Source organism: Rhodoferax sp., assembly GCF_025354435.1.
Classification (GTDB): domain Bacteria; phylum Pseudomonadota; class Gammaproteobacteria; order Burkholderiales; family Burkholderiaceae_C; genus Rhodoferax_B.
Genome location: NZ_JANXMU010000057.1, coordinates 1 through 20,276, shown reverse-complemented (window position 1 = coordinate 20,276; position 20,276 = coordinate 1). Strand labels below are relative to the sequence as shown.

The 20,276-nt window shown below is 64.2% G+C and carries 17 protein-coding genes; 3 read left to right on the top strand and 14 right to left on the bottom strand.

Annotated elements, in window-relative coordinates:
• Positions 1 to 561: 561 nt before the first annotated feature.
• Positions 562 to 1,443 carry a LysR family transcriptional regulator gene (locus Q0T48_RS14910; protein ID WP_295957553.1) on the bottom strand — a complete coding sequence of 294 codons (882 nt, stop codon included), beginning with the start codon at positions 1,441 to 1,443 and terminating at the stop codon, positions 562 to 564.
• A gap of 98 nt (positions 1,444 to 1,541) precedes the next feature.
• Here Q0T48_RS14910 and Q0T48_RS14905 point away from each other — a divergent pair, with 98 nt between their 5' ends.
• Complete coding sequence (locus Q0T48_RS14905; RefSeq protein ID WP_295957551.1) at positions 1,542 to 2,546, top strand: NAD(P)-dependent alcohol dehydrogenase; 1,005 nt, start codon at positions 1,542 to 1,544, stop codon at positions 2,544 to 2,546.
• 93 nt (positions 2,547 to 2,639) lie between these two features.
• Here the strand turns inward: Q0T48_RS14905 and Q0T48_RS14900 are convergent, their stop codons facing one another.
• The 5 genes from Q0T48_RS14900 to Q0T48_RS14880 form a co-directional block, all read right to left on the bottom strand.
• Complete coding sequence (locus Q0T48_RS14900; protein ID WP_295957549.1) at positions 2,640 to 3,800, bottom strand: ROK family transcriptional regulator; 1,161 nt, start codon at positions 3,798 to 3,800, stop codon at positions 2,640 to 2,642.
• A gap of 32 nt (positions 3,801 to 3,832) precedes the next feature.
• On the bottom strand, positions 3,833 to 4,612 hold the full coding sequence (locus Q0T48_RS14895) for an ATP-binding cassette domain-containing protein (protein WP_295957547.1): 780 nt from the start codon (positions 4,610 to 4,612) through the stop codon (positions 3,833 to 3,835).
• Positions 4,613 to 5,800: an ABC transporter permease gene (locus tag Q0T48_RS14890; protein ID WP_295957546.1), complete on the bottom strand. Its 1,188-nt coding sequence runs from the start codon at positions 5,798 to 5,800 to the stop codon at positions 4,613 to 4,615.
• Positions 5,801 to 5,882: 82 nt separating this feature from the next.
• On the bottom strand, positions 5,883 to 6,920 hold the full coding sequence (gene xylF / locus Q0T48_RS14885) for a D-xylose ABC transporter substrate-binding protein (RefSeq protein ID WP_295957544.1): 1,038 nt from the start codon (positions 6,918 to 6,920) through the stop codon (positions 5,883 to 5,885).
• Between the two features lie 234 nt (positions 6,921 to 7,154).
• Positions 7,155 to 7,547 carry a hypothetical protein gene (locus Q0T48_RS14880; protein ID WP_295957543.1) on the bottom strand — a complete coding sequence of 131 codons (393 nt, stop codon included), beginning with the start codon at positions 7,545 to 7,547 and terminating at the stop codon, positions 7,155 to 7,157.
• A gap of 118 nt (positions 7,548 to 7,665) precedes the next feature.
• On the opposite strand from Q0T48_RS14880, the gene Q0T48_RS14875 reads away from it, so the two are divergent.
• Positions 7,666 to 8,307 carry a glutathione S-transferase gene (locus tag Q0T48_RS14875; RefSeq protein WP_295957541.1) on the top strand — a complete coding sequence of 214 codons (642 nt, stop codon included), beginning with the start codon at positions 7,666 to 7,668 and terminating at the stop codon, positions 8,305 to 8,307.
• Here the strand turns inward: Q0T48_RS14875 and Q0T48_RS14870 are convergent.
• The 4 genes from Q0T48_RS14870 to glnK form a co-directional block, all read right to left on the bottom strand.
• Positions 8,304 to 9,059: a YoaK family protein gene (locus Q0T48_RS14870; RefSeq protein ID WP_295957538.1), complete on the bottom strand. Its 756-nt coding sequence runs from the start codon at positions 9,057 to 9,059 to the stop codon at positions 8,304 to 8,306. The genes Q0T48_RS14875 and Q0T48_RS14870 overlap by 4 nt on opposite strands.
• A gap of 87 nt (positions 9,060 to 9,146) precedes the next feature.
• Complete coding sequence (locus Q0T48_RS14865; RefSeq protein ID WP_295957536.1) at positions 9,147 to 10,046, bottom strand: SMP-30/gluconolactonase/LRE family protein; 900 nt, start codon at positions 10,044 to 10,046, stop codon at positions 9,147 to 9,149.
• Positions 10,047 to 10,189: 143 nt separating this feature from the next.
• Positions 10,190 to 11,755, bottom strand: coding sequence for an ammonium transporter (gene amt, locus Q0T48_RS14860; protein WP_295957534.1), 1,566 nt, complete (start codon positions 11,753 to 11,755; stop codon positions 10,190 to 10,192).
• A 33-nt stretch (positions 11,756 to 11,788) separates the two neighbouring features.
• Complete coding sequence (glnK, locus tag Q0T48_RS14855) at positions 11,789 to 12,127, bottom strand: P-II family nitrogen regulator (protein WP_295957531.1); 339 nt, start codon at positions 12,125 to 12,127, stop codon at positions 11,789 to 11,791.
• Between the two features lie 281 nt (positions 12,128 to 12,408).
• Between glnK and Q0T48_RS14850 the strand changes: the two genes are divergently transcribed.
• The gene (locus Q0T48_RS14850; protein WP_295957530.1) at positions 12,409 to 13,959 is read left to right on the top strand and encodes a YifB family Mg chelatase-like AAA ATPase; all 1,551 of its coding nucleotides are present in this window, start codon (positions 12,409 to 12,411) and stop codon (positions 13,957 to 13,959) included.
• A 72-nt stretch (positions 13,960 to 14,031) separates the two neighbouring features.
• Here Q0T48_RS14850 and Q0T48_RS14845 read toward each other — a convergent pair whose 3' ends face one another.
• The 4 genes from Q0T48_RS14845 to Q0T48_RS14830 form a co-directional block, all read right to left on the bottom strand.
• Positions 14,032 to 16,341: an ATP-binding protein gene (locus tag Q0T48_RS14845; RefSeq protein ID WP_295957528.1), complete on the bottom strand. Its 2,310-nt coding sequence runs from the start codon at positions 16,339 to 16,341 to the stop codon at positions 14,032 to 14,034.
• Positions 16,338 to 17,441, bottom strand: coding sequence for an ABC transporter substrate-binding protein (locus Q0T48_RS14840; RefSeq protein ID WP_295957526.1), 1,104 nt, complete (start codon positions 17,439 to 17,441; stop codon positions 16,338 to 16,340). The genes Q0T48_RS14845 and Q0T48_RS14840 overlap by 4 nt, the downstream gene beginning before the upstream one ends.
• Positions 17,438 to 19,663, bottom strand: coding sequence for an EAL domain-containing protein (locus tag Q0T48_RS14835; RefSeq protein ID WP_295957524.1), 2,226 nt, complete (start codon positions 19,661 to 19,663; stop codon positions 17,438 to 17,440). Before Q0T48_RS14835 ends, Q0T48_RS14840 begins: the two co-directional genes overlap by 4 nt.
• 124 nt (positions 19,664 to 19,787) lie before the next feature.
• Positions 19,788 to 20,276 (bottom strand): vitamin B12 dependent-methionine synthase activation domain-containing protein (locus tag Q0T48_RS14830; RefSeq protein ID WP_295957522.1); only part of this gene is annotated, 489 nt, incomplete at its 5' end.

The following is a 20,276-nucleotide window of genomic DNA, read 5'->3' as shown; positions in this document are numbered from 1 at the left end:
GGCCCACAGTGACGGGTACTCGCCTCGGTGCTCCTGCACCATGCGCACTGCGCGCTTACGCACCTCAGGGGAAAACTTGTTCGACTTCATGGCTCAATCCTCTCAGAGATTTGAGCCTCCTCAAAACACGGGGCGGTTCATATGTCCTGGCCCACCAGGGCGGTTACTGGCTGGCATACGTGCCGGAAAAGACGGAGTTCTACTGTTTTTGGGGTAGCAGCCCAGAGTCGCTGAGCGCGTGTCGCGAGCCCGGAAATCCGCTCTTCTGTTGGTGGGACTAAACACACACCCCGAGCCGCTACGCTGATACAAGCGCACGTCCGCTTCTAGGCAGGATGTACTTCTGCTTCGGGCCCAAAGCAGCCCCAAACTATTCTTAACTCCCACTGATCAAAGGGCCATGGTGTCACCATCCGCCAGACCATTTCTTCTCAATAAGTCAAACACCACCGCTTGACCGAGTTTCGGCTTTTCTCACTCTGAAAATTTAAGAGAAATCGAGCAATAACGCACAGACTAACTACGCTGGCAGCTACATTTACAATAGCAATTGGCATCCGACTAGCTGAACCGCTCGACCAAAAAATCCACAAAGCTACGCAACTTGGGCGAGCGGTAACGGTCCGGCAGGTAGACCACGCTCATCGGCCGACTGTGCAGCGTATGGGTGGCAAATAATTGCACCAGGCGGCCAGCCTGCACGTCGGCCTGCAGCAGAATCGCCGGCTGCAGCACGATACCCAAGCCGTGCAGTGCCGCCACCCGCAGTGCCTGCCCGTTATTGACCTGCAGGCGACCCGATACCGGCACGCGGCAGATGGCGTCTTGCATGTCCGTCAAGCGCCAATGCACCAGGGCGGCGGGCGAGAACGACAGGCATTCGTGCTGGCCCAGGTCCTCGGGCGTGGCCGGTGTGCCGCGGCGTGCCAGGTACTCGGGCGATGCGCAAATCATCAGCCGGTAGGGTGCCAGCGGCCGGGCGATCAGCGCCGAGTCTGGCAGCGGGCCGATGCGGATCGCCGCCTCGAAGCCCTCCTCCACCAGATCGACCACGCGGTCGCACAGGGCCACGTCAACGCTCACCTCGGGGTAACGTGCCAGGTACACCGACAAGGCCGGTACCAGGGCTTCGGTGCCAAAGCTCACGGGCGCGCTGATGCGCAGCTTGCCTGCGGGCGCCAATTGCAGGTTCTGCGCCTGCGCATCGGTCTCGGCCACCAGGCGAAGGATTTCCTTGCAGCGCGCGTAGTAGTTCTCGCCAAAAGCCGTGAGGTGCTGCCGCCGGGTGGTGCGCTGCAGTAGCTGCATGCCCAGGCGCTTTTCCAGCGTGCGCAGGTGGTTGCCCGCCATGGTCGCCGAAATGCCGCAGGCCGTGGCAGCTGCGCTGAGGCTGCCTTTTTCTACTGCCTGTACGTAGACCCGCATGCTGTCAAACACATCCATTCAGCACTCCTGATTTCAAATCTATCAACTTAACCGCAGTTTATCTCGGATGGTTTTTAAATAAAACTGCAGTCTTCCTTCAGTCCAGGGAAAACACCATGCACGCGATCCAACTCACAGCCCATTCCCTCAGCGCTTTTCAAAGTACCGAGCTGCCCGACCCGCGGGCTGGCTATGGCGAGGTACTCGTGCGCATGCGCGCCGCCACGCTGAATTACGCCGACGTGGCCGTGGCCACCGGTGCCTTCCCCGGCGCCAGTTTCCCGATGGTTCCGGTCGCCGATGGTGCAGGCGAAGTTGCGGCCCTGGGCACAGGCGTCAGCGGCTGGGCAGTGGGCGACCGCGTGGTACCGCACTTCATGCCCGGCTGGCAAGACGGCCCGATGACACCGCGCAAGGTGATCGGCATGCGCGGCATCAGCTTGCCGGGTTCACTGGCCGACTACGTGGCCGTACCTGCCCACAGCTTGGTCGCCCTGCCCGCGCATCTGGATTTCGTCCAGGGTGCGGCGCTACCGATCGCCGCCACCACCGCTTGGAACGCCGTGCGTTCGGCCTCGCTGCGGCCGGGCTCGGTGGTGCTGCTGCTGGGCACGGGCGGCGTCAGCATCTTTGCCCTGCAGTTCGCCAAAGCATCCGGCGCTACGGTGATCCTGGCTTCGTCCTCCGACCAAAAGCTGGAGCGCGCGCGCCAGCTCGGTGCGGACCACCTGATCAACTACCGCGCCATCCCCGCCTGGGACGCAGAAGTGCTGAAACTCACCGACGGGCGCGGTGTCGACCTGGTGGTGGAAACCGTGGGCGGGGCCACCATTGCCCGCTCGCTCAACGCCACCGCCATGGGCGGCACGGTGTTCACGGTGGGCTTTCTTACCGGCACCGCCGCATCGGTTGATCTGCTGCCCGTCATCGTCAAGGGCTTGCGCATCGTCGGCAACAGCACCGGCTCGGTGGCCGACCTGGCCCAGGCCACTCGCGCGATTGCCACCCACCGCATCGTGCCGGTGATCGACCGCATCTTCGGCATCGCCGACACCAGCGCCGCCTATACCGAGCTCATCGCTGGCGGGCGCCACTTCGGCAAGCTGGCCATTGTGCACTGAGGTAGGGCCTGAAGCTTCACGAAAAATAGGGCGCTAGCGCTTACTCCACCAGCGCAAGAAGCTACTAATTCCATAGCACTCCCTACCCCAACCTCACCCCCCCACGTTCCCCGCCCGAGCCCTTCGCGCTTCGGAGTTGGGGTGCATGGGGCGCAAATACTCGTGCAGCGTCAGCGCCGCGGCACCTACAGCGGCGGCCAGGGGGCCGTAACGGGCCATGCGGATGCTGGGCGCAGGCATGCCGGCGCTGGCGGCGTACTGGGCTACGGTGTCGAGGGCGCTTTGCAGGAATTCGGGGTGGTGGTCGCAGGATTTGCCGCCGACCACGATGGCCCGGGGGTTGAAGGTGGTCCACAGGTTTTGCAGCAGCACACCCAGGTAGTGGCCCGAGCGGCTCAGGTCCACCGCCGCACCGTCCAGGCCGCTGAAGGCGCGCAGGCCGATGAAGGCTTCGGCACAGCCTTTGCGCCCGCAGGAGCACAGCGGGCCGTCGATCTGCATGATGGTGTGGCCGATTTCCCCGGCCATGCCCTGCGCGCCGCTGAACAGCCGGTCGTTGGAGACGATGCCTGCGCCCACGCCCACGTCGCAGCTGACGAAGATCAGCGGGTCTTCGCCCTCGCCGTCGGCAAATTCGTATTCGCCCAAAGCGCCCGCGTCGGCATCGTTTTGCAGCTGTAACGGCACCGGGGGCAGGCCGACCTCGGCCAGGGCCTGGGTCAGGTGGCTGAGCAGGTCCAGATTGCGCCAGCCCAGGTTGGGGGCAAACAGCACCAGGCCGCTGGCGTGGTCGATGGCACCCGGCGTGCACACGCCTACGCCCACCAGCTGCAGGCCGACCGCCAGCAGCTCGGCGTAGGCCGTGGCCACCATGCAGGCGGTTTGCTGGCTGGCCAGCGCCGGGTTGGTGCTGGCCAGGGGCTGCTCTTCGGAATGCAGGATTTCGCCCTGCAGGGTGACACACACCACGCGCACCACTTCGACGGCGATTTCCACCCCGATCAGCGCGCGCTTGCCCTCGTGGATGCGCAGCGGCGTGGACGGGCGGCCCAGGCCTTCGTTGACGGTTTCCACGGCTTCGGTGAGCCAGCCATCGTCCAGCAGCTCACGCACCAGCAGGCTGACCGTGGATTTGGTCAGGCCGCTCTCGGCTGCCAGCCGCGCCCGTGACAGGCCGGGCTGAGCGCGCAGCAAGCGCAGCAGCACGCTGCGGTTGATGCGTTTGACGAGTTGCTGGTCGCCGGTGGTTTTCATAAGGGCTTGCCGAGTGGGGGAAAGCGCTAAGTCTAGATGCTGGCGCGCTCGGTTTGCGGCTTGCCTTCGGGGCGTTTGCCGGTGATGACCATGCCCAGCACCTCGTCCTCGGTCACGTCGGCGGTAGCGTAGGTGCCGACCAGCTTGCCGTTTTTCATTACCGCCAGCCGGTCGCTCAGGCCGAACACGTCGGGCATGTCGTGGGTGATCAGGAAAATGCCCACGCCTTCGCTTTTCAGCTGCTGCACCAGGCGGCCGACCATGGCGGTTTCTTCGGGGCCCAGCGCGGCGCAGGGCTCGTCCATGATCAGGATGCGGGCGTTGAAGTACAGCGCCCGCGAGATGGCCACCACCTGGCGCTGGCCACCCGAGAGCCGCCGCACCGGCACGCGGATGTTGGTGAAGTTCTTGTTCAGGCGGGCGAAGACCTTGCGGGCGTTGACCTCCATGAAATGGTCGTCCAGCGTGTTCCAGCGGGTCATCTTCTCGCGGCCCAGGAACAGGTTGGCCACGGAATCCAGGTTGTCGGCCAGGGCCAGGGTCTGGTAGATGGTTTCAATGCCCTGGGCCTGGGCTTCGGCGGGGGTGCGGATGTGCACTTTTTGCCCGGCGATCACGGTGTCGCCCGAGTCGATGGGGTAGGCCCCGGCCAGCATCTTCATCAGCGTGGACTTGCCCGCGCCGTTGTGGCCCAGCAAGGCCACCACTTCGCCGGGATACAGGTTGACGCTGACACCGTCCACCGCGACCACGCCGCCAAAGGCTTTGCGGATGTCGCGCAGCTGGACCAGGGGTTGGGAGAGGTCGGTCATTTAGCGATCTCCCGTGAATTTGCGATAGAGAACATCGAAGACGACCGCCACGATCAGCACCTGGCCGATGATGACCATGCGCTTGCCGATGGACACATCCAGCAGCAGCATGCCGCTGTCCAGCGACTGCATGATCAGCGCGCCCAGCACCGAGCCGAAGATCGACCCGCTGCCCCCAGCCAGCGCGGTGCCGCCAATCACGGCGGCGGCAATCACGTACAGCTCCATGCCGCTGCCCAGCGAATTGGTGCCAGCATTCAGGCGCGCTATGGAAACAATAGCTGCAATGGTAATCAGCACGCCCAGCAGGGCGAATAATTGCAAGGTAACGCGTTTGACCGGAATGCCCACCAGCGCCGCCGCGTCGGGGTTGCCGCCCATGGCGTACACATAGCGGCCAAAGCGGGTGCGGTGCACCAGAAACGACAAACCGCCCGCCACCACGGCCCAGATCAGCACCGGCACCGGGATGCCCTGCGGCTCGGTCTTGCTCGATATTTGGTAGTGGTTCATGGCGCTGGCAAAGGCCAGCAGCAAGGCGATGGGCACGCCGACCAGCAGCGCCTCCATCCACAGCGGATCGGTGGCCACGCCGTGGTGCTGGCGGGTGCGGCGCTTTTGCACCGCCCGCAGCAGCAGGCCCAGACTGACCAGGCCCACCACCACCCAGCTGGCAGTAGTGCCGATGCCGCCGTCGTAGCCGCCGCCCAGGCGCAAAAAGAAATCGTTGGTGACCGGCTGGGTCTTGCCGTCGGCCACCAGAAAGGCCGCGCCCCGAAACGACATCAGCCCGCCCAGCGTGACCACAAACGAGGGCACGCCCAGCACCGCCGTAAGCCAGCCCTGGTAGATCGACACCGCCATCGCCACCGCCAGCCCGGCCAGGCAGGCCGCGGGCCAGGACCAGTTGGCGCTGTACTGCAAGTAGGCAATGAGCACGCCCACAAAGCCCATCACCGAGCCCACCGACAGGTCGATGTGCCGGGCCACGATGACCAACACCATCACAGTAGAAACGATGCCCACCACCGCCGTCTGCTGGGCGATGTTGTAGAGGTTTTCCGGCGAGAAAAACAGGCCGTCGGACATCAGGCCAAAGGCCAGCGCCAGCACGGCCAGCACCAGGCTCATCAGCACCAGCCGCCAGTCGATGGCGGCATTGCGCCAGGGGTTGGGGGAATCGGTCATTGCAGGTTTCCAGGAAGGGGAACAGTTCGCACGCTAGCGCCCGTACCCACCGAGAACGGAGCGCACTTACGTCGGATGGACGTTACTTACAAGCGGCAGGAGCCGCTGCTGCATCCACACCCTTGCAGAGCTCATCCTTCTTGATCCAGCCCGCCTTCACCACCACGTCGAGGTTGTCGCGGGTGATGGCCACGGGGGCCAGGAAATGCGATTCCAGCGCAATCTTCTTCTCGCCACCGCTCCAGCTCACGGCACCGGGCACCTTTTTGCCATTGCCCAAGGCCACAGCGGCGGTGGCGGCTTCACTGCCCAGCGCGCGCGCATCCTTCCACACCGAGACGGTTTGCGAGCCCAGGGCCACGCGGTTCAGCGCGGCAAAGTCGCCGTCCTGGCCGGACACGGGAATGCCCTTGATACCCTTGGAGGTGAGCGCTGCCACCACGCCACCGGCCGTGCCGTCGTTGGAGGCAATCACTGCATCCACTTTGCCGCCGACCTTGGTGAGGATTTGCTCCATGTTCTTTTGCGCCACTTCGGGCTTCCAGCCGTCGGTGTATTCCTCGCCGACGATCTTGATGGCACCGGACTTGACGGCGGCAGCGATCACCTCTTGCTGGCCTTCGCGCAGGAAGTCGGCATTCGGGTCGGTGGGCGAGCCCTTGATCATCACGTAGTTGCCCTTGGGCTGGGCTTTGACCACGGCGCGGGCCTGCATGCGGCCGACTTCCTTGTTGTCGAAGGTGATGTAGAACACGCCGGGCGCTTCGATCAGGCGGTCATAGGCGATAACGGGCACCTTTTGCTTGGTGGCCTTGTTGACGGCGGGCAGGATGGCGTCTTTGTCCATGGCCAGCACGATCAGCACTTTCGCGCCCTTGGTCATCAGGCCTTCGATGTCACCCAACTGCTTTTCGGGCGAGCCACCGGCATCGGCGCTGATGTACTTGGCACCCAGCTTTTCCAGCTGCGCCTTGATGGCGCCTTCGTCGGTTTTCCAGCGTTCCTCCTGGAAGTTGGACCAGCTCACCCCCACTGTCATTTGCGCCAGCGTGGCGGTGCTGACCGTGCCGAGGGCGGCCAGGGCCAGAACGGACAGGGTTTTTTGGAATGTGTTTTTCATGCTTGTCTCCATTGGGTGCCTGCAAAAGGCGGGGCTGGTAAGCGGGTCTGGTAAGGCGAGTGCAGCGTGTGGCGGCAGATAGTTCGACTTCCGGACGAACTATCCGGCATTTTGGAGATTGCCAGACTAGGACTTGCCCTAGGTGGTGGTGTAAAAGCGCCCCAGCATTTTTTTAGATGAAATCGGCCTCTAGCGCATATTCCACCATCGCTAGTAGCTATCAAAACCGCAGCATTAACCGATGGCGTTCGCCACGCGGGTGTAGAAGGCCATGTCGTGCTGGTACTGGGTGTCGGAGATCTGCCGGTTGTTGTGCTGGGTGGTCAGGTTGTCCATCACCTTGCGCACCTGGGCTTGCTGGCCCGTGTTGTCAAGGGTGCTACCGGGCGCGCTGTCATAGGGGTTGCGCCGCTGGATCAAGTCCATCGCCCGGCTGGACAGGGACACGCTGGCCTGGGACTGGGCCAGCAGGTCTTTGGCGGCCTGGGAGATGGTGACGGTGTCTGTGGCGGCAGGAGCCGCGGGGGTGTCTGCCGCCGTGGCCTTGGCAGCCGCGGCCAGCCGGGTCGGCGCAGCGCTGGCCAATGTGGCAAGGGCGGACTGCAGGCGACTGGCTTGGATGTTCATGGGGGCCTCGGTAGTGCGTACCCACACGCGGTTACGCCTGGGTAACAATAGCCACAACGTCGCCCTGTGAAGTTCCGATAAGCAGGCAAAAACACCGCTCTTTCCACCGGAGATTCCCATGGCCCCGTACCAGCTCTATTGCTTTGCCCAGTCGGGCAACGCCTACAAAGTGGCATTGACCCTGCAACTCGCCGGGGCCAACTGGTCGCCCCGGTTTGTGGATTTTTTCAACGGTGAGACCCGCACCCCCGCCTACCGCGCCGTCAACGTGATGGGCGAGGTGCCGGTGCTGGAGCACGGTGGCCTGCGGCTGAGCCAGTCGGGAGTCATCCTGGACTACCTGGCGGGACAATTCCCACAGCTTGGTCCCGGCAACGAGGAGGAGCGCCGCGAAATTCTGCGCTGGACGCTGTTTGACAACCACAAGCTGACAAGCCACATAGCCACGCTGCGCTTCCAACTGCAGTTTGCCCAGACCGGCGAAACGCCCGTCACCGTTTTTCTGCGCGGGCGCATGGTGGCGGCGCTGAAAATCTTGAACCAGCACCTGGGCGACCGCCCCTACGTGGTGGCCGATCGGTTGACCACGGCCGACATGTCGCTCTGCGGCTACCTGTTTTGGCCAGCGGAATACGGCGTGGACTGGGTCGATTACCCGGCGATTGGCGCGTGGCTGCAGCGTATCCAGAGCCAGCCGGGCTGGGTGGCCCCGTACGATCTGATGCCCGGCCACCCCCGGCCGCAAGACCGGCCCGCTTAACCCACGCGGGCGGGCCGCCGGGGCCGCACCAGGTCGGCCACCAGCGGCGGCAACGACAAGCCCAGCAGCAACAGCGCCAACGGCAGCACCCAGATAAAACCCACGTACTTGAAGCCGGTCGCCCCCACCAGCCCGCCCACCACAAAGGCCGACAGCAGGGTCGCGTACAGGCGCAGCTTGACGCGGTTGGCCCGCACGCGGGAAGCCAGCGGGCTGTCTTGCCGGTTCATGTAGACCAGTTTGCCCAGCTCGATACCCAGGTCGGTGATCACGCCAGTCATGTGGGTGGTGCGGATCTGCGAGGCCGAAAGCTTGGACACCAAGGCGTTTTGCAGCCCCATGGTGAAGGCCAGCACCAGCAGCGTAAGCGGTACGGCAAACGGCGTCTGCCGGTTCAGCGTAGCCCCGAGCAGGCCAAACACCAACAGCAGCAAGGCCTCGCACAGCAAAGGCAATGCGTATTCACTGCGCAGATGGTGCTGGCGCGCCCAGTTGACCAGCAACGCCGTGGCCGCCGCGCCCGCGGTAAACGCCAGCAAAGCCCCCAGCGCGCCGAGCACCAGAGTGATGTTGCCCAGCACCAGGTTGTCGGACAGCATGGAGGCAAAACCGGTCATGTGCGAGGTGTACATGCCCACCACCAGAAAGCCCCCAGCGTTGATGGCCCCCGCGTTGAACGCCAGCAGGCCGCCCAGCAACCGGTTGGTCGAAGCGGTGCGGTGCTGGCCCGTCAAATGGCGAAGGCGGCGCATGGGCTATAAATTTATAAAAAATAGGGCTCTAGCGTATATTCTACCTACGCTATTAGCTACATAAAATATAGCAAATCCAGGTCTGCATCAACCGTGGAAGAAGTTGACTGGCAGGCCCGGCACATCGACCCGCATGGACAGCACGCAGCCGGACGCGGGCATGGCCTCCAGCTCGGCGGCCGGGCGGCCGTGGCGGCCGGTCGTGAGATACAAAGTTTGCAGATCGTCGCCGCCAAAGCAGGGCATGGTGGGGCAGCGCACCGGCAGCAGGTAGGCGTTGAGCAGGTCGCCATCGGGCGAGAACTTGCACAGGCGCTGGCCTTCGAACTGGGCCGAATAGTAGTTGCCCTGCACGTCCACCGCCGCGCCGTCGGGGCGGCCACCGTAGCCGGGCATGCCGGGCTGCCAACCAGCGGGTTTGGGGGCCATGTGCAGGTACTCGCGGTAGTGCGACAGCACATTGGGCACGGCATCCCAGTCCCAGGCGTGGACGATATGGTGCGGCGTGTCCGACCAGTACAGGGTCTTGGCATCGGGCGACCAGGCCAGGCCATTGCCGGTGATGGCGTTGCCCGCCAGGCTGCGCAGCGTGCTGCCCTCCAGGCAGTACAGCTCGGCCTTGCGGGCATCGCGCGGCTCATAGATGGTGCTGGCCCAGAAGCGGCCCAGCGGATCGCATTTGCCGTCGTTGAAGCGGGTGGTGGCCGGGTCGTACGGTGCGGCGGCCAGCAGGGCCATTTCGCCCCCCCACACCGGCGCGCGGTAGATGCCGTCGCGCAGCGCCACCACCAGGCCGCCGCCGGTGGCCGGGGCGATGCAGCCGGGCTCGCTGGGCATGGCCCAGCGTTCCACCACGCCACTGGCCACGTCCAGCCGCTGCAGCAGCTTGCCAGGCACATCGACCCAGTACAAGCGCTTTTCCTGCGGGTGCCAGAACGGCGATTCGCCCAGGGCGTTGGGTTCGGTGGTGACGGTGGTCCAGGTCATGGGAGTTCTGTATTGGGGTTGCGATGCCCGTATTGTGAACGGGCAAAAAAAAGGCCCACCGGCATTGCTGCCAATGGGCCGAATCTCTTTGGAAGATTCTGCGGGTAAGACCCTGCGGCACGGGGCCGCAGGTATCGAACGTTTTAGCGGTTGTAGGCGGTTTCGCCGTGCGAGCTGATGTCCAGACCTTCGCGCTCTTCTTCTTCCGTGACACGCAGACCCACGGTCAGGTCCACGATCTTGTAAGAGATGGCAGCCACAACACCCGACCAGACGATGGTCAAGATCACGGCCTTCAGCTGGATCCAGACCTGTGCGCCTACCGAATAAGCATCCGCAGGGGTCATGCCAGCAGACACCCAGTCAGCCACGGTGGATGGGCCACCCAGGCTAGGCGAGTTGAACACGCCGGTCAACAGCGCACCCAGGATACCGCCCACACCGTGCACGCCGAACACGTCCAGTGTGTCGTCTGCACCCAGGATCTTCTTCAGGCCATGGACACCCCACAGGCAGGCGAAGCCAGCCAGGAAACCAATCACCAGGCCACCGCCGATACCGACGTTACCAGCGGCTGGCGTGATAGCCACCAAGCCTGCTACGGCACCAGATGCGGCACCCAGCATCGAAGCCTTGCCCTTCATCAGCGCTTCGCCGACGCACCATGCCAGCACCGCAGCTGCCGTAGCACCCAGGGTGTTGATGAAGGCCAGAGCGGCAAAGCCGTTGGCTTCCAGAGCGGAACCGGCGTTGAAACCGAACCAACCCACCCACAGCAGGGAGGCACCGACCATGGTCAGCGTCAGGCTGTGAGGAGCCATGGCTTCTTTGCCGTAACCGACGCGCTTGCCGATCATGAAAGCACCGACCAAACCGGCCACAGCGGCGTTGATGTGCACCACGGTGCCGCCGGCGAAGTCCAGCGCGCCCCATTGCCAGATCAGACCGGCCTTGGCGTTCATCGCATCGACAACTTCCTTGCCGGAGTAGGCGTCAGGGCCCATCCAGAACCACACCATGTGGGCAATAGGAGCGTAGCTGAAGGTGAACCACAGGGCCGAGAACAGCAGCACCGCGGAGAACTTGATACGTTCTGCGAAGGCACCGACGATCAAACAGCAAGTGATACCGGCGAATGTCGCCTGGAAGGCGGCAAACACGATTTCAGGAATGTAGACACCCTTGCTGAACGTGGCGGCGTTGGCAAATGTGCCCGCAGCGTTGTCCCAGATGCCCTTCATGAACAGCCGGTCGAAGCCACCGACGTAGGCATTGCCTTCGGTGAACGCCAGGCTGTAGCCGTAGATGAACCACAGCACGATGATCATCGAGAACGTGACCATCACCTGCATCAGCACCGACAGCATGTTCTTGCTGCGCACCAGGCCGCCGTAGAACAGGGCCAGGCCGGGCACGGTCATCATGATGACCAGCAGCGTAGACAGCATCATCCAGGCGGTGTCGCCCTTGTTGGGAACTGGAGCGGGGGGCGCAGAAGCGGCATCTGCAGGGGCAGATGCGGCGGCTTCGGCAGCCGCTGGTGCGGGCGCAGCAGCAGGTGCTGGTGCCGCATCGGCAGGTTTGGCCTCGGCAGAAGCCGCCATCGCCGGAGCGCTGGCAGCATCAGCGGCAGGAGCCTGTGCCTGGGCGAAAGATCCGCCCCACATTAACCCCAAGCCGAGAGCCAGGGATGCTAGTAGTTTTTTCATTTTTACTTACTTTCAGAGGAAAGATGGTGCTGCTTACAGCGCTTCTTTGCCGGTTTCACCCGTGCGGATGCGTACAACTTGCTCCAAGTTGTAAACAAAAATCTTGCCGTCGCCGATCTTGCCGGTGCGCGCTGCGCCTTCCACGGCTTCGATCACGCGGTCTACCAGTTCGTCGGAGATGGCGGCTTCAATCTTGACCTTGGGCAAGAAATCCACCACATACTCGGCACCACGGTACAGCTCGGTATGGCCCTTTTGGCGACCAAAACCTTTGACTTCCGTCACGGTGATACCCTGCACACCAATACTGGACAGGGCTTCGCGCACTTCGTCCAACTTAAAGGGTTTGATAATGGCGGTGACTAGTTTCATGGCTGCTCTTTCAGTAGGCTGTCGCAATAAAGGGCTGCAAGGCGGGCGGCCTTGGGCACGGGCTGTGTCATGTGCTTCTCCAAAATGAAAAAGGGGAACGGCGAAGGGGTTAAAGCAGATTGCGTGCCAAATAAGTGTTACTTTCGTTACACCTCAGAGCAAGCTCCCCCCTTTTCACAATGCACAGGTTTGGGCAGGGTTTTATCGCACACAAATGGTGCATTCGGGTGGGTTTATTGGTTAAGCCCATTTTTTGCACCGATATGGGGAGTCTTGCCGCTATGGGCTTATGTTTGGTGCAAAGCAGGGCTTTGCTGGGCTTGGATGCCCCCGCAGTCACCGTCGAGGTGCATTTAACCAATGGCTTACCCAGCTTTACCCTGGTGGGTTTGGCCGAAGTGGAGGTTAAAGAGGCCCGCGAGCGGGTGCGCTCGGCCATCCAGAACGCAGGGCTGGAGTTTCCGCACAACAAGCGCATCACGGTCAACCTGGCTCCCGCCGACCTGCCCAAAGACTCGGGCCGGTTTGATTTGCCGATTGCCCTGGGCATCTTGGCTGCCAGCGGCCAGATCGACAGCGAGCGCCTGGCCGGGTATGTCTTTGCCGGGGAACTGTCGCTGTCCGGGGCCTTGCGCCCGGTGCGCGGCGCGCTGGCCATGAGCTTGGCTCTGCACACCCAACAGGTGCAAACCCGCTTGGTGCTGCCCCCCGGCAGTGCCGAAGAAGCCGCCTTGGTGCCCGATGCCCAGGTGTATTGCGCCCACCACCTGCTCGATGTGGTGCAGCAGTTTCTACCAGTGGGGGATAGTGAAGCCCCCGCCAGCGACGGTTGGGCCCGCATGGCCAGCACCCCCCTGCCCGACACCGCCCACCTCAAGGGTTACGCCGACCTGGCCGACGTGAAAGGCCAGGCCGGGGCCAAGCGGGCGCTAGAAATCGCCGCCGCTGGTGGCCACAGCCTGCTGCTGGTCGGCCCGCCCGGTTCGGGCAAATCCATGCTGGCACAGCGTTTTGCCGGTCTGCTGCCCCCCATGACGGTGATCGAGGCCTTGCAAAGCGCGGCCATCGCCAGCCTGGGCGGGAGCTTTGCGCTGGAGCGCTGGGCCACCCGGCCCACCTGCAGCCCGCACCACACGGCCAGCGCCGTGGCCCTGGTGGGCGGTGGATCGCCGCCGCGCCCGGGCGAAATATCGCTGGCCCACCACGGCGTACTGTTTTTGGACGAGTTGCCCGAGTTCCCCCGTGCCGCGCTGGAGGCCTTGCGCGAACCCCTGGAAACCGGGCACATCACCATCTCGCGCGCCGCACGGCGGGCCCAGTTCCCGGCGCGGTTCCAGCTGATCGCCGCCATGAACCCCTGCCCCTGCGGCTACCTGGGCTCGTACCAAAAGGCCTGCCGCTGCAGCCCCGATCAGGTGGCGCGCTACCAGGGCAAGCTCAGCGGCCCGCTGATCGACCGCATCGACCTGCACATCGAGGTACCCGCCCTGCCCGCAGCCGACTTGCTGCACGCACCACCCGGCGAATCCACCGCGGCCATCCGCGCGCGCTGCGCCGCCGCCCGCCAGCTCGCCATCGACCGCCAGGGCAAACCCAACCAGGCGCTGCAAGGCCAAGAGATCGACCATTCCATCGCCCTGGAACCCGCCGCCGCCCAGTTCCTGAACGTAGCCGCCGCCAAACTCGGCTGGTCAGCCCGGGGCATCCACCGCGCACTCAAGGTGGCGCGAACAATCGCCGACCTGGAAGGCGCGGCCACCACCCAGGTGGCGCATGTGGCGGAAGCGGTGCAGTACCGAAGGGCGTTACGGGGGGCCGTAGCGACGGGGTAGGTCATTTACTATGTATTTGATAGCTACTAGCGCATATTAGATATACGCCAGAAGCCCATTTGATGCATATTTTCACACCAAGGGCACCACATCGCTGTTGCGCGGTGCGGTGTCGGGCAAGCGAATTTCAAACGTGGTTCCCACCGCCACCTCGCTGCGCACGCTGAGGCTGCCGCCCAGCACGTGGGTGACGGCATTGAAGGCAATGTGCAGGCCCAGGCCGGTGCCGCCGCGGCCCATTTTGGTGGTCACAAAGGGGTCGAAGATGCGGCCCAGCAAATCGGCCGGAATGCCGAGGCCGTCGTCGGCCACGCACAGCACGACGGCACCCTGGTCGTCGCGCGCACCGGTGATGTGCACGCGGCCATGGGCGCGGCCATCAAAGCCGTGCAGCACGGCGTTGTGGATCAGGTTGCCGATGGCCTGGCCCAGCGCGCCGGGGTAGCTGTCGAGCCGCAGGCCGCTGGGCACATCGACCCGGATTTTGTAAGGTGTGCGGGCAAAGCTGGGGCGCAGGCTGGCCACCATTTCATCCACCACCTCGCGCAACTCGAAATGGCGGCGCTGCGAACTGGTTTGGTCCACCGCCACCTGCTTGAAGCTGGTGACCAGGTCGGCCGCGCGGTGCAGGTTGCGGGCGGCGATGTCGGTGGCCTGCTCCGCGCTGTCCAGCAGGCCCTCCAGCGCGCTGCGGCGCAGGCCGGTGTGCAGGGCGGTGCGGAACTGGCGCACCTCGTCGGTCAGCGCGGTGACGGCCATCAGGCTGTTACCCAGCGGGGTGTTGAGCTCGTGGGCCACACCGGCCACCAGCCCGCCCAGGGCGGCCATTTTCTCGGCCCGCACCAGTTCGCTCTGGGTGTCGCGCAGATTGGCAACCGCCCCGGACAAGTCCCGATTGGCGGCGGCCAAAGCTTCGGTGCGGCGCTGCACGCGGGCTTCGAGTTCGGTGTTGAGTTCGCGCAGCTCGTTGCTGATGCGGCGCATGTCGGTCATGTCGACCGCCGCCCACACCATCAAAAAAGCCCCCCCTACCTGCGCCTGCCGCCGGGACAGCTGGAACAGCACCGCCAGCCCATCGCCGCGCAGCATCCACGCCTCGGCCACCGCATGCCCTTGTTGCAGGCTGTCCAGCATCGCGGCGCGCTCGTCTGGCGACCGCCACAGCCCGATGTCGGTCGCGGTCCGGCCCAGCACGGCATCCCGCGCACGCCCAAAGTCGCGGCACCAGGCTTCATTGACATCCAGCAGCGTGTACGGAAACTCGGTCTGGGTCACCGACATGGGAACCGGCGAGGCATTGAAAATCGCCTGAAACTTCTGCTCCCGCTCTTGCAGGGTGAGCGCCATTTTTTCGATGTCGGCCGACAGCCCATTGAACTCGGCAATCGCCCCCCGGGGCCACGGGCCGCCCACCGCGCCCTGGGTGATCTGCCCGGCACGCACCACGATGCCGCGCAGAGGCCGCGTCAACCACGAGGCCCAGAACGGGGCCATCAGCAGCCCTACCAGCACCGCACCGCCAAACCCGGACACCACACCCAGCACCAGCATGCGGATGTCTTCGTTTTCCAGACCCGCGGGCATGCCGCCCACAAAGTACCAGTCCAGTGCGTTGGAATGCGACACCGCCGGGTGGAAGTTGTGGCCATCGAAGCTGAACTCGTCGGGCAAGGGCTGAAAATTCAGCGCCGCCTGCATCAGCGGCCAGTTCAGCACATTCACGGCACCCACATGCCGACCGCCGTCGGTGTCGGCGACGATTTCACCGGTGCGGTCCACCAGCCAGATAGATGCGGTGTGCTTACCCGCGGCCAGCTGGAAGGTGTCCAGCAGATACGACAGCGGCACCTCGGCCAGCAGCACCCGATCGCGGCCCACCGGGTAGGCCAGGCCCACGGTGACCGCACCCGACAGGGCCGACAAAAACTTGTCCCCCCAGACCATCTGGCGCGATGCCAGCGCGGCGCGGAACAGCGGGCTGGCCGACAGGTCGCTGCCCAGCAGATCGGTGCGGTGCTCGCGCAGCGCGGGCACCACACCGGCGGCCAGCACCGTGCCCTCGTTGGAGGCCAGGTAGATGGCGCGGATGGCTTTACCGTCCCAGGCAGCGCGCTCCAGCAGCGCGGTAGTCTCCAGCAGATCCCGGGTTTCCACCGCTTCGCTGAGCAGCTGCATGCGGGCTTCCAGCGAGCCCAGCAAAATCTCTACCCGGTCGGCGATTTCATTGGTGTCGCGCACCACATCTTCTTTGTTGGCATCTTCGATCTGGGGGATGCGCAGCAGCAGGATGCCGGAGCCGACGATCGCAAAGGTGGCCAGAATCGTCACCACCAACAGGGCGGCCAGATAGCTGCGCAAGCGCCAGACACGCAGCGTTTTCATTTCAGCAACACAAACTTGCCGCCACGCACTTCGGTGAAAAACACCTTGCGCGCGGTATCGCCAAAACGATCGAACTGGATGCTTTGCTGCAGGCCCTGGAACGGTCCATGCTGGAGGATGCTGTCTTTCAGCGACTGGCCCGGTGCCTGCAAGGCCAGGGCTTGGCACAGCACATTGGTAGCGTCGTAGGCCAACACCGCGCTAAAGCTGGGCTCCCGCGCAAACCGCGCCACAAAAGCCCGGTGGAAGCTAAGGTAGCGCTCGGAGGGGTCGTCGCGGTTGAAGGCCTGGGCAATCAGCAGCCCCTCTACCGAGCGGCCACCCAGCTCCAGCAGCAGTTCGGTAGAGGCTCTTTCTGCGGCGCTCTTGGGCATCTGCGGCGCCAGCTTTTCGGCCTGCTGCGCCAGCCGTGCCACATCGATGGCACTGCCGATGAACAGCAGGCCCTGCGAGGGCTGGGCCAGCATCTTCCGCACCACGTCGCCAAAACCCGTGCGCGCATCGGACTCGAATGCCACCGCGGCCACCACCTGGCCGCCCAGCGCGCCATACGCCAGCTTGAACGCGTTCAGCCAGGCCAGGGAGTAGCTGGCGTTGCGCGTGTCATAGGCCAGTGCCATGCGGTGCTGACCGCGCTGGTACAGCACTTGTGCATAGTCTTTGGCGTTGTCACGCGTGGTGCGGTTGATGCGGATCAAAAAATCGTCTTTGCCGACAAAATCCGTGGAGGTCACGGTGGGGCTGACCATGACGATGCCTGCCTGGTTGCTCAGCGGCACCGCCACCGTGGCCACCGCACTGCTGAAAGGCCCCACCACCGCATCCACCTGCGCCGACACCAGGGTCTGGATCGCCAGATGTGATTTGCCCGGGTCCATGCCATCGTCCTGCACCAGAATCTCGACCATGCGGCCATGGATGCCACCGGCCTGGTTGCGCTGCTCCACCGCCAGCATCATGCCGTTGCGGCCATCTTCCCCGGTGTCGGAGCCCCGGTCCGACAAGCTGCCGATAAAACCCAGATGGATGGCTTTGGGCGGACCGCATCCCGGCAAGCACCCCGCCAGCAGCAGGGCCAACAACCAGAGCCAGCGGTTCACGGGGGCGGGGCCAGGCGTTGTGCCAGCCAGGGCCCCAGGTCTTCGATCGGCATGGGTTTGGCGTACAGGTAGCCCTGCGCCTCGTCGCAGCCCAGCCCGCGCAAAATATCGGCCTGGGCCTCGGTTTCCACGCCCTCGGCCAGCACCTGCATGCCCAGCTGGTGGCCCAGCGGCACGATCATTTCGGCGATGCGCGCGCCCAGGCGGCCCGAGTCCAGCGACATCACAAAGGCGCGGTCGATCTTCAGGCGGTCGGCGGGCAGGCGGTCGAGATAAGACAGGGACGAAAACCCGGTGCCAAAGTCGTCGATCGCCACCGCAATGCCGCGCGCCTTGATCTGGCGCAGCAGAGCGGCCACGCGCTCCATGCCCATCACGGCCACCGACTCGGTGATCTCCAGCTCCAGGCTCTCGGGTGGCATGCCCGAGTCGCGCAGCGCCTCGTCCACCACGTCCAGAAACTGCGGCTGGGCAAACTGCACCGACGACACGTTGACCGCCACCCGGATGCCCATCGCATTGCCCTGCTGGCGCAGCGTGGCCATGGCGTGCAGGGCCGAGCGCAGCACCCAGGCCCCCATGGTGACGATCAGGCCCGATTGCTCGGCCACCGGGATAAAGCGATCGGGCGGCACAAACTTGCCGTCGTCGGTGCGCCAACGCAGCAGGGCTTCCACGCCCGTCGGGCGGCCATCGGCCAGGTTCACCTGGGGCTGGTAGACCACGAACAGGTGCTCATGGTCAAACGCACGCTGCAGACCGTGCAGCATACGGGTGCGCTCGCGGGTGACGGTGCCGACCTCGGCCGAGTAGTAGGCGCTGCGGCCCTGGCCCAGTTCTTTGGCACGCTTAAGGGCGATGGACGCGTCTTTCAGCAGCTCCAGGCCGTTGCCGCTGGTGTCGTCGCAGCGCACAAAGCCCATGCAGACGGACACCGGGCGCAGCACGTTTTCGATCTCGAACGGCTGCTCGAACACGCCACGCAGCAGCTTAGGGTTGACGCTGGCCTCCAGCCCAAACAGGCCAAAGGTGTCGCCCGCCACCCGCGCCAGGTACCCGGCTCCGGCGTGCACCGCACCCAGCCGCAGGGCAATAGCGGCCAACAACTGGTCGCCATAGCCATGGCCAAACATGTCGTTGGTTTCGGCAAACTGGTCTACGTCCATAAGGCCAATGGCATGCCCGGCCATAGCGCCCGCGGCCACCGCTTCGTCCAGATGCTGGATGAAGGCGGTGCGGTTGGGCAGCCCCAGCATGCGGTCCACAAAGGCGTGGTTGCGCAACCGGGTCACCAGCTCCACATTGGCTGCGCACAGAGCGATATTGGTGCAAAACACTTCCAGTAAATGCATATCTACATCGCGCAGTGGGGCCGATGCGTACACAAAGGCCACGAAGTCACCGCCCACGCTGCCCGGAAAGAATAAGGTCACGCTGCGTTCGGCCAGCAGGTTGCGGCGCTCGGCCAGGCACTGGGTCAGGCTGGCCACGATATACGGGTCGTCGATATCGGTGATGCGGCGCTGCATCAGGTGGGCCAGCGGACCAGCGGCAGCAATCACCACGCAATGCGACCCGGACTCGGTTCTGGGCGTACAGGCACACACCACGCCCTCGGGCTCCACGCCCACCAGCCCCGCAATTTGCGTGATCACCCCCTCGGCAAAGCTTTGCAGACCGGGCTGGGCGATGAACTGGTTGCTGGCCTCCACGATTTTCTGCAGCCCCCGGCGGCTGGCATCCATACGGCGCAGCTGGTCGTAGGAGCGGATGGCCGCCGTCAGCGTGGTGTAGAGCTTGGTGCGTGTGAGCTCGCTTTTGGTTTTGTAGTCGTTGATGTCATAGCGGCGGATGGTTTCAATCTCCGGCGCCTGGCCCGGTTGGCCGGTGCGCAAGATGATGCGTACATTTACCAGACCCAATTCGTCCCGGATCACCTCCACGGTGGCCAGCCCGGCATCGTCGGACTCCATCACCACATCCAGCAAGATCACCGCCACTTCGCGCTCGCGGCGCAGCAAGGCCAGCGCATCGGCGGCAGAGTGGGCATGCAGCAATTGCAGGCCCCGGCCTTCGATTTCCAGCCCGCGCAGGCCGTAGGCCGTGCTCTCGTGCACATCCGGGTCATCGTCCACCACCAGAATCCGCCACGGCTCTCGCCGAGCCGCCGAAGCAGCAGGCAAAGGGCCGTCTATGAATTCCAGTAGTTCTTCGTCATCCATGGGCTGTAGGGCGGTAAACCCACCTTAAAAGTAGGAGCCCAGTCTCTTACAAAATGTAGCAAACAACAAGTGCATAGCCCCATGAGCCCCAGCAATAGGGAAAACCCCAGGTCTGGGCGCGTTCTTACAAATTGGGAGCCAGAAAGCGCCGCAAGTCCGCCTCGGGCACACCCCGGCGCTGGGCCAGGTCTTTGAGCTGGTCTTCGCCGATCTTGCCGACGTTGAAGTACTGGGCTGCAGGGTGGCCCAGCTGGAAACCGCTAACGCTGGCGGCGGGCATCATCGCCAGGCTCTCAGTCAGTTCCATGCCGATGTCATGGCATTGCAGCAGCGCAAACATGTCTTGCTTAACGCTGTGGTCCGGGCAAGCCGGGTAACCAGGTGCGGGGCGGATGCCGGTGTACTTTTCGGCAATCATCTCCTCGATGCTCAGCGACTCTTGCGCGGCGTAGCCCCACAAGTCGGTGCGCACGCGGTGGTGCAGGCATTCGGCAAAGGCCTCAGCCAGCCGGTCGGCAATAGCCTTGAGCATGATGCTGGAGTAGTCGTCCAGCTCGGCCTGGAACTGCGCCTCTTTCTTCTCGGCACCCAGCCCGGCGGTCACGGCAAACAG

Bases quoted from the DNA above. Each gene is read 5' to 3' on its own strand.
- Q0T48_RS14910 (WP_295957553.1), bottom strand. From the start codon at position 1,443: ATGGATGTGTTTGACAGCATGCGGGTCTACGTACAGGCAGTAGAAAAA.
- Q0T48_RS14905 (WP_295957551.1), top strand. From the start codon at position 1,542: ATGCACGCGATCCAACTCACAGCCCATTCCCTCAGCGCTTTTCAAAGT.
- Q0T48_RS14900 (WP_295957549.1), bottom strand. From the start codon at position 3,800: ATGAAAACCACCGGCGACCAGCAACTCGTCAAACGCATCAACCGCAGC.
- Q0T48_RS14895 (WP_295957547.1), bottom strand. From the start codon at position 4,612: ATGACCGACCTCTCCCAACCCCTGGTCCAGCTGCGCGACATCCGCAAA.
- Q0T48_RS14890 (WP_295957546.1), bottom strand. From the start codon at position 5,800: ATGACCGATTCCCCCAACCCCTGGCGCAATGCCGCCATCGACTGGCGG.
- xylF (WP_295957544.1), bottom strand. From the start codon at position 6,920: ATGAAAAACACATTCCAAAAAACCCTGTCCGTTCTGGCCCTGGCCGCC.
- Q0T48_RS14880 (WP_295957543.1), bottom strand. From the start codon at position 7,547: ATGAACATCCAAGCCAGTCGCCTGCAGTCCGCCCTTGCCACATTGGCC.
- Q0T48_RS14875 (WP_295957541.1), top strand. From the start codon at position 7,666: ATGGCCCCGTACCAGCTCTATTGCTTTGCCCAGTCGGGCAACGCCTAC.
- Q0T48_RS14870 (WP_295957538.1), bottom strand. From the start codon at position 9,059: ATGCGCCGCCTTCGCCATTTGACGGGCCAGCACCGCACCGCTTCGACC.
- Q0T48_RS14865 (WP_295957536.1), bottom strand. From the start codon at position 10,046: ATGACCTGGACCACCGTCACCACCGAACCCAACGCCCTGGGCGAATCG.
- amt (WP_295957534.1), bottom strand. From the start codon at position 11,755: ATGAAAAAACTACTAGCATCCCTGGCTCTCGGCTTGGGGTTAATGTGG.
- glnK (WP_295957531.1), bottom strand. From the start codon at position 12,127: ATGAAACTAGTCACCGCCATTATCAAACCCTTTAAGTTGGACGAAGTG.
- Q0T48_RS14850 (WP_295957530.1), top strand. From the start codon at position 12,409: ATGGGCTTATGTTTGGTGCAAAGCAGGGCTTTGCTGGGCTTGGATGCC.
- Q0T48_RS14845 (WP_295957528.1), bottom strand. From the start codon at position 16,341: ATGAAAACGCTGCGTGTCTGGCGCTTGCGCAGCTATCTGGCCGCCCTG.
- Q0T48_RS14835 (WP_295957524.1), bottom strand. From the start codon at position 19,663: ATGGATGACGAAGAACTACTGGAATTCATAGACGGCCCTTTGCCTGCT.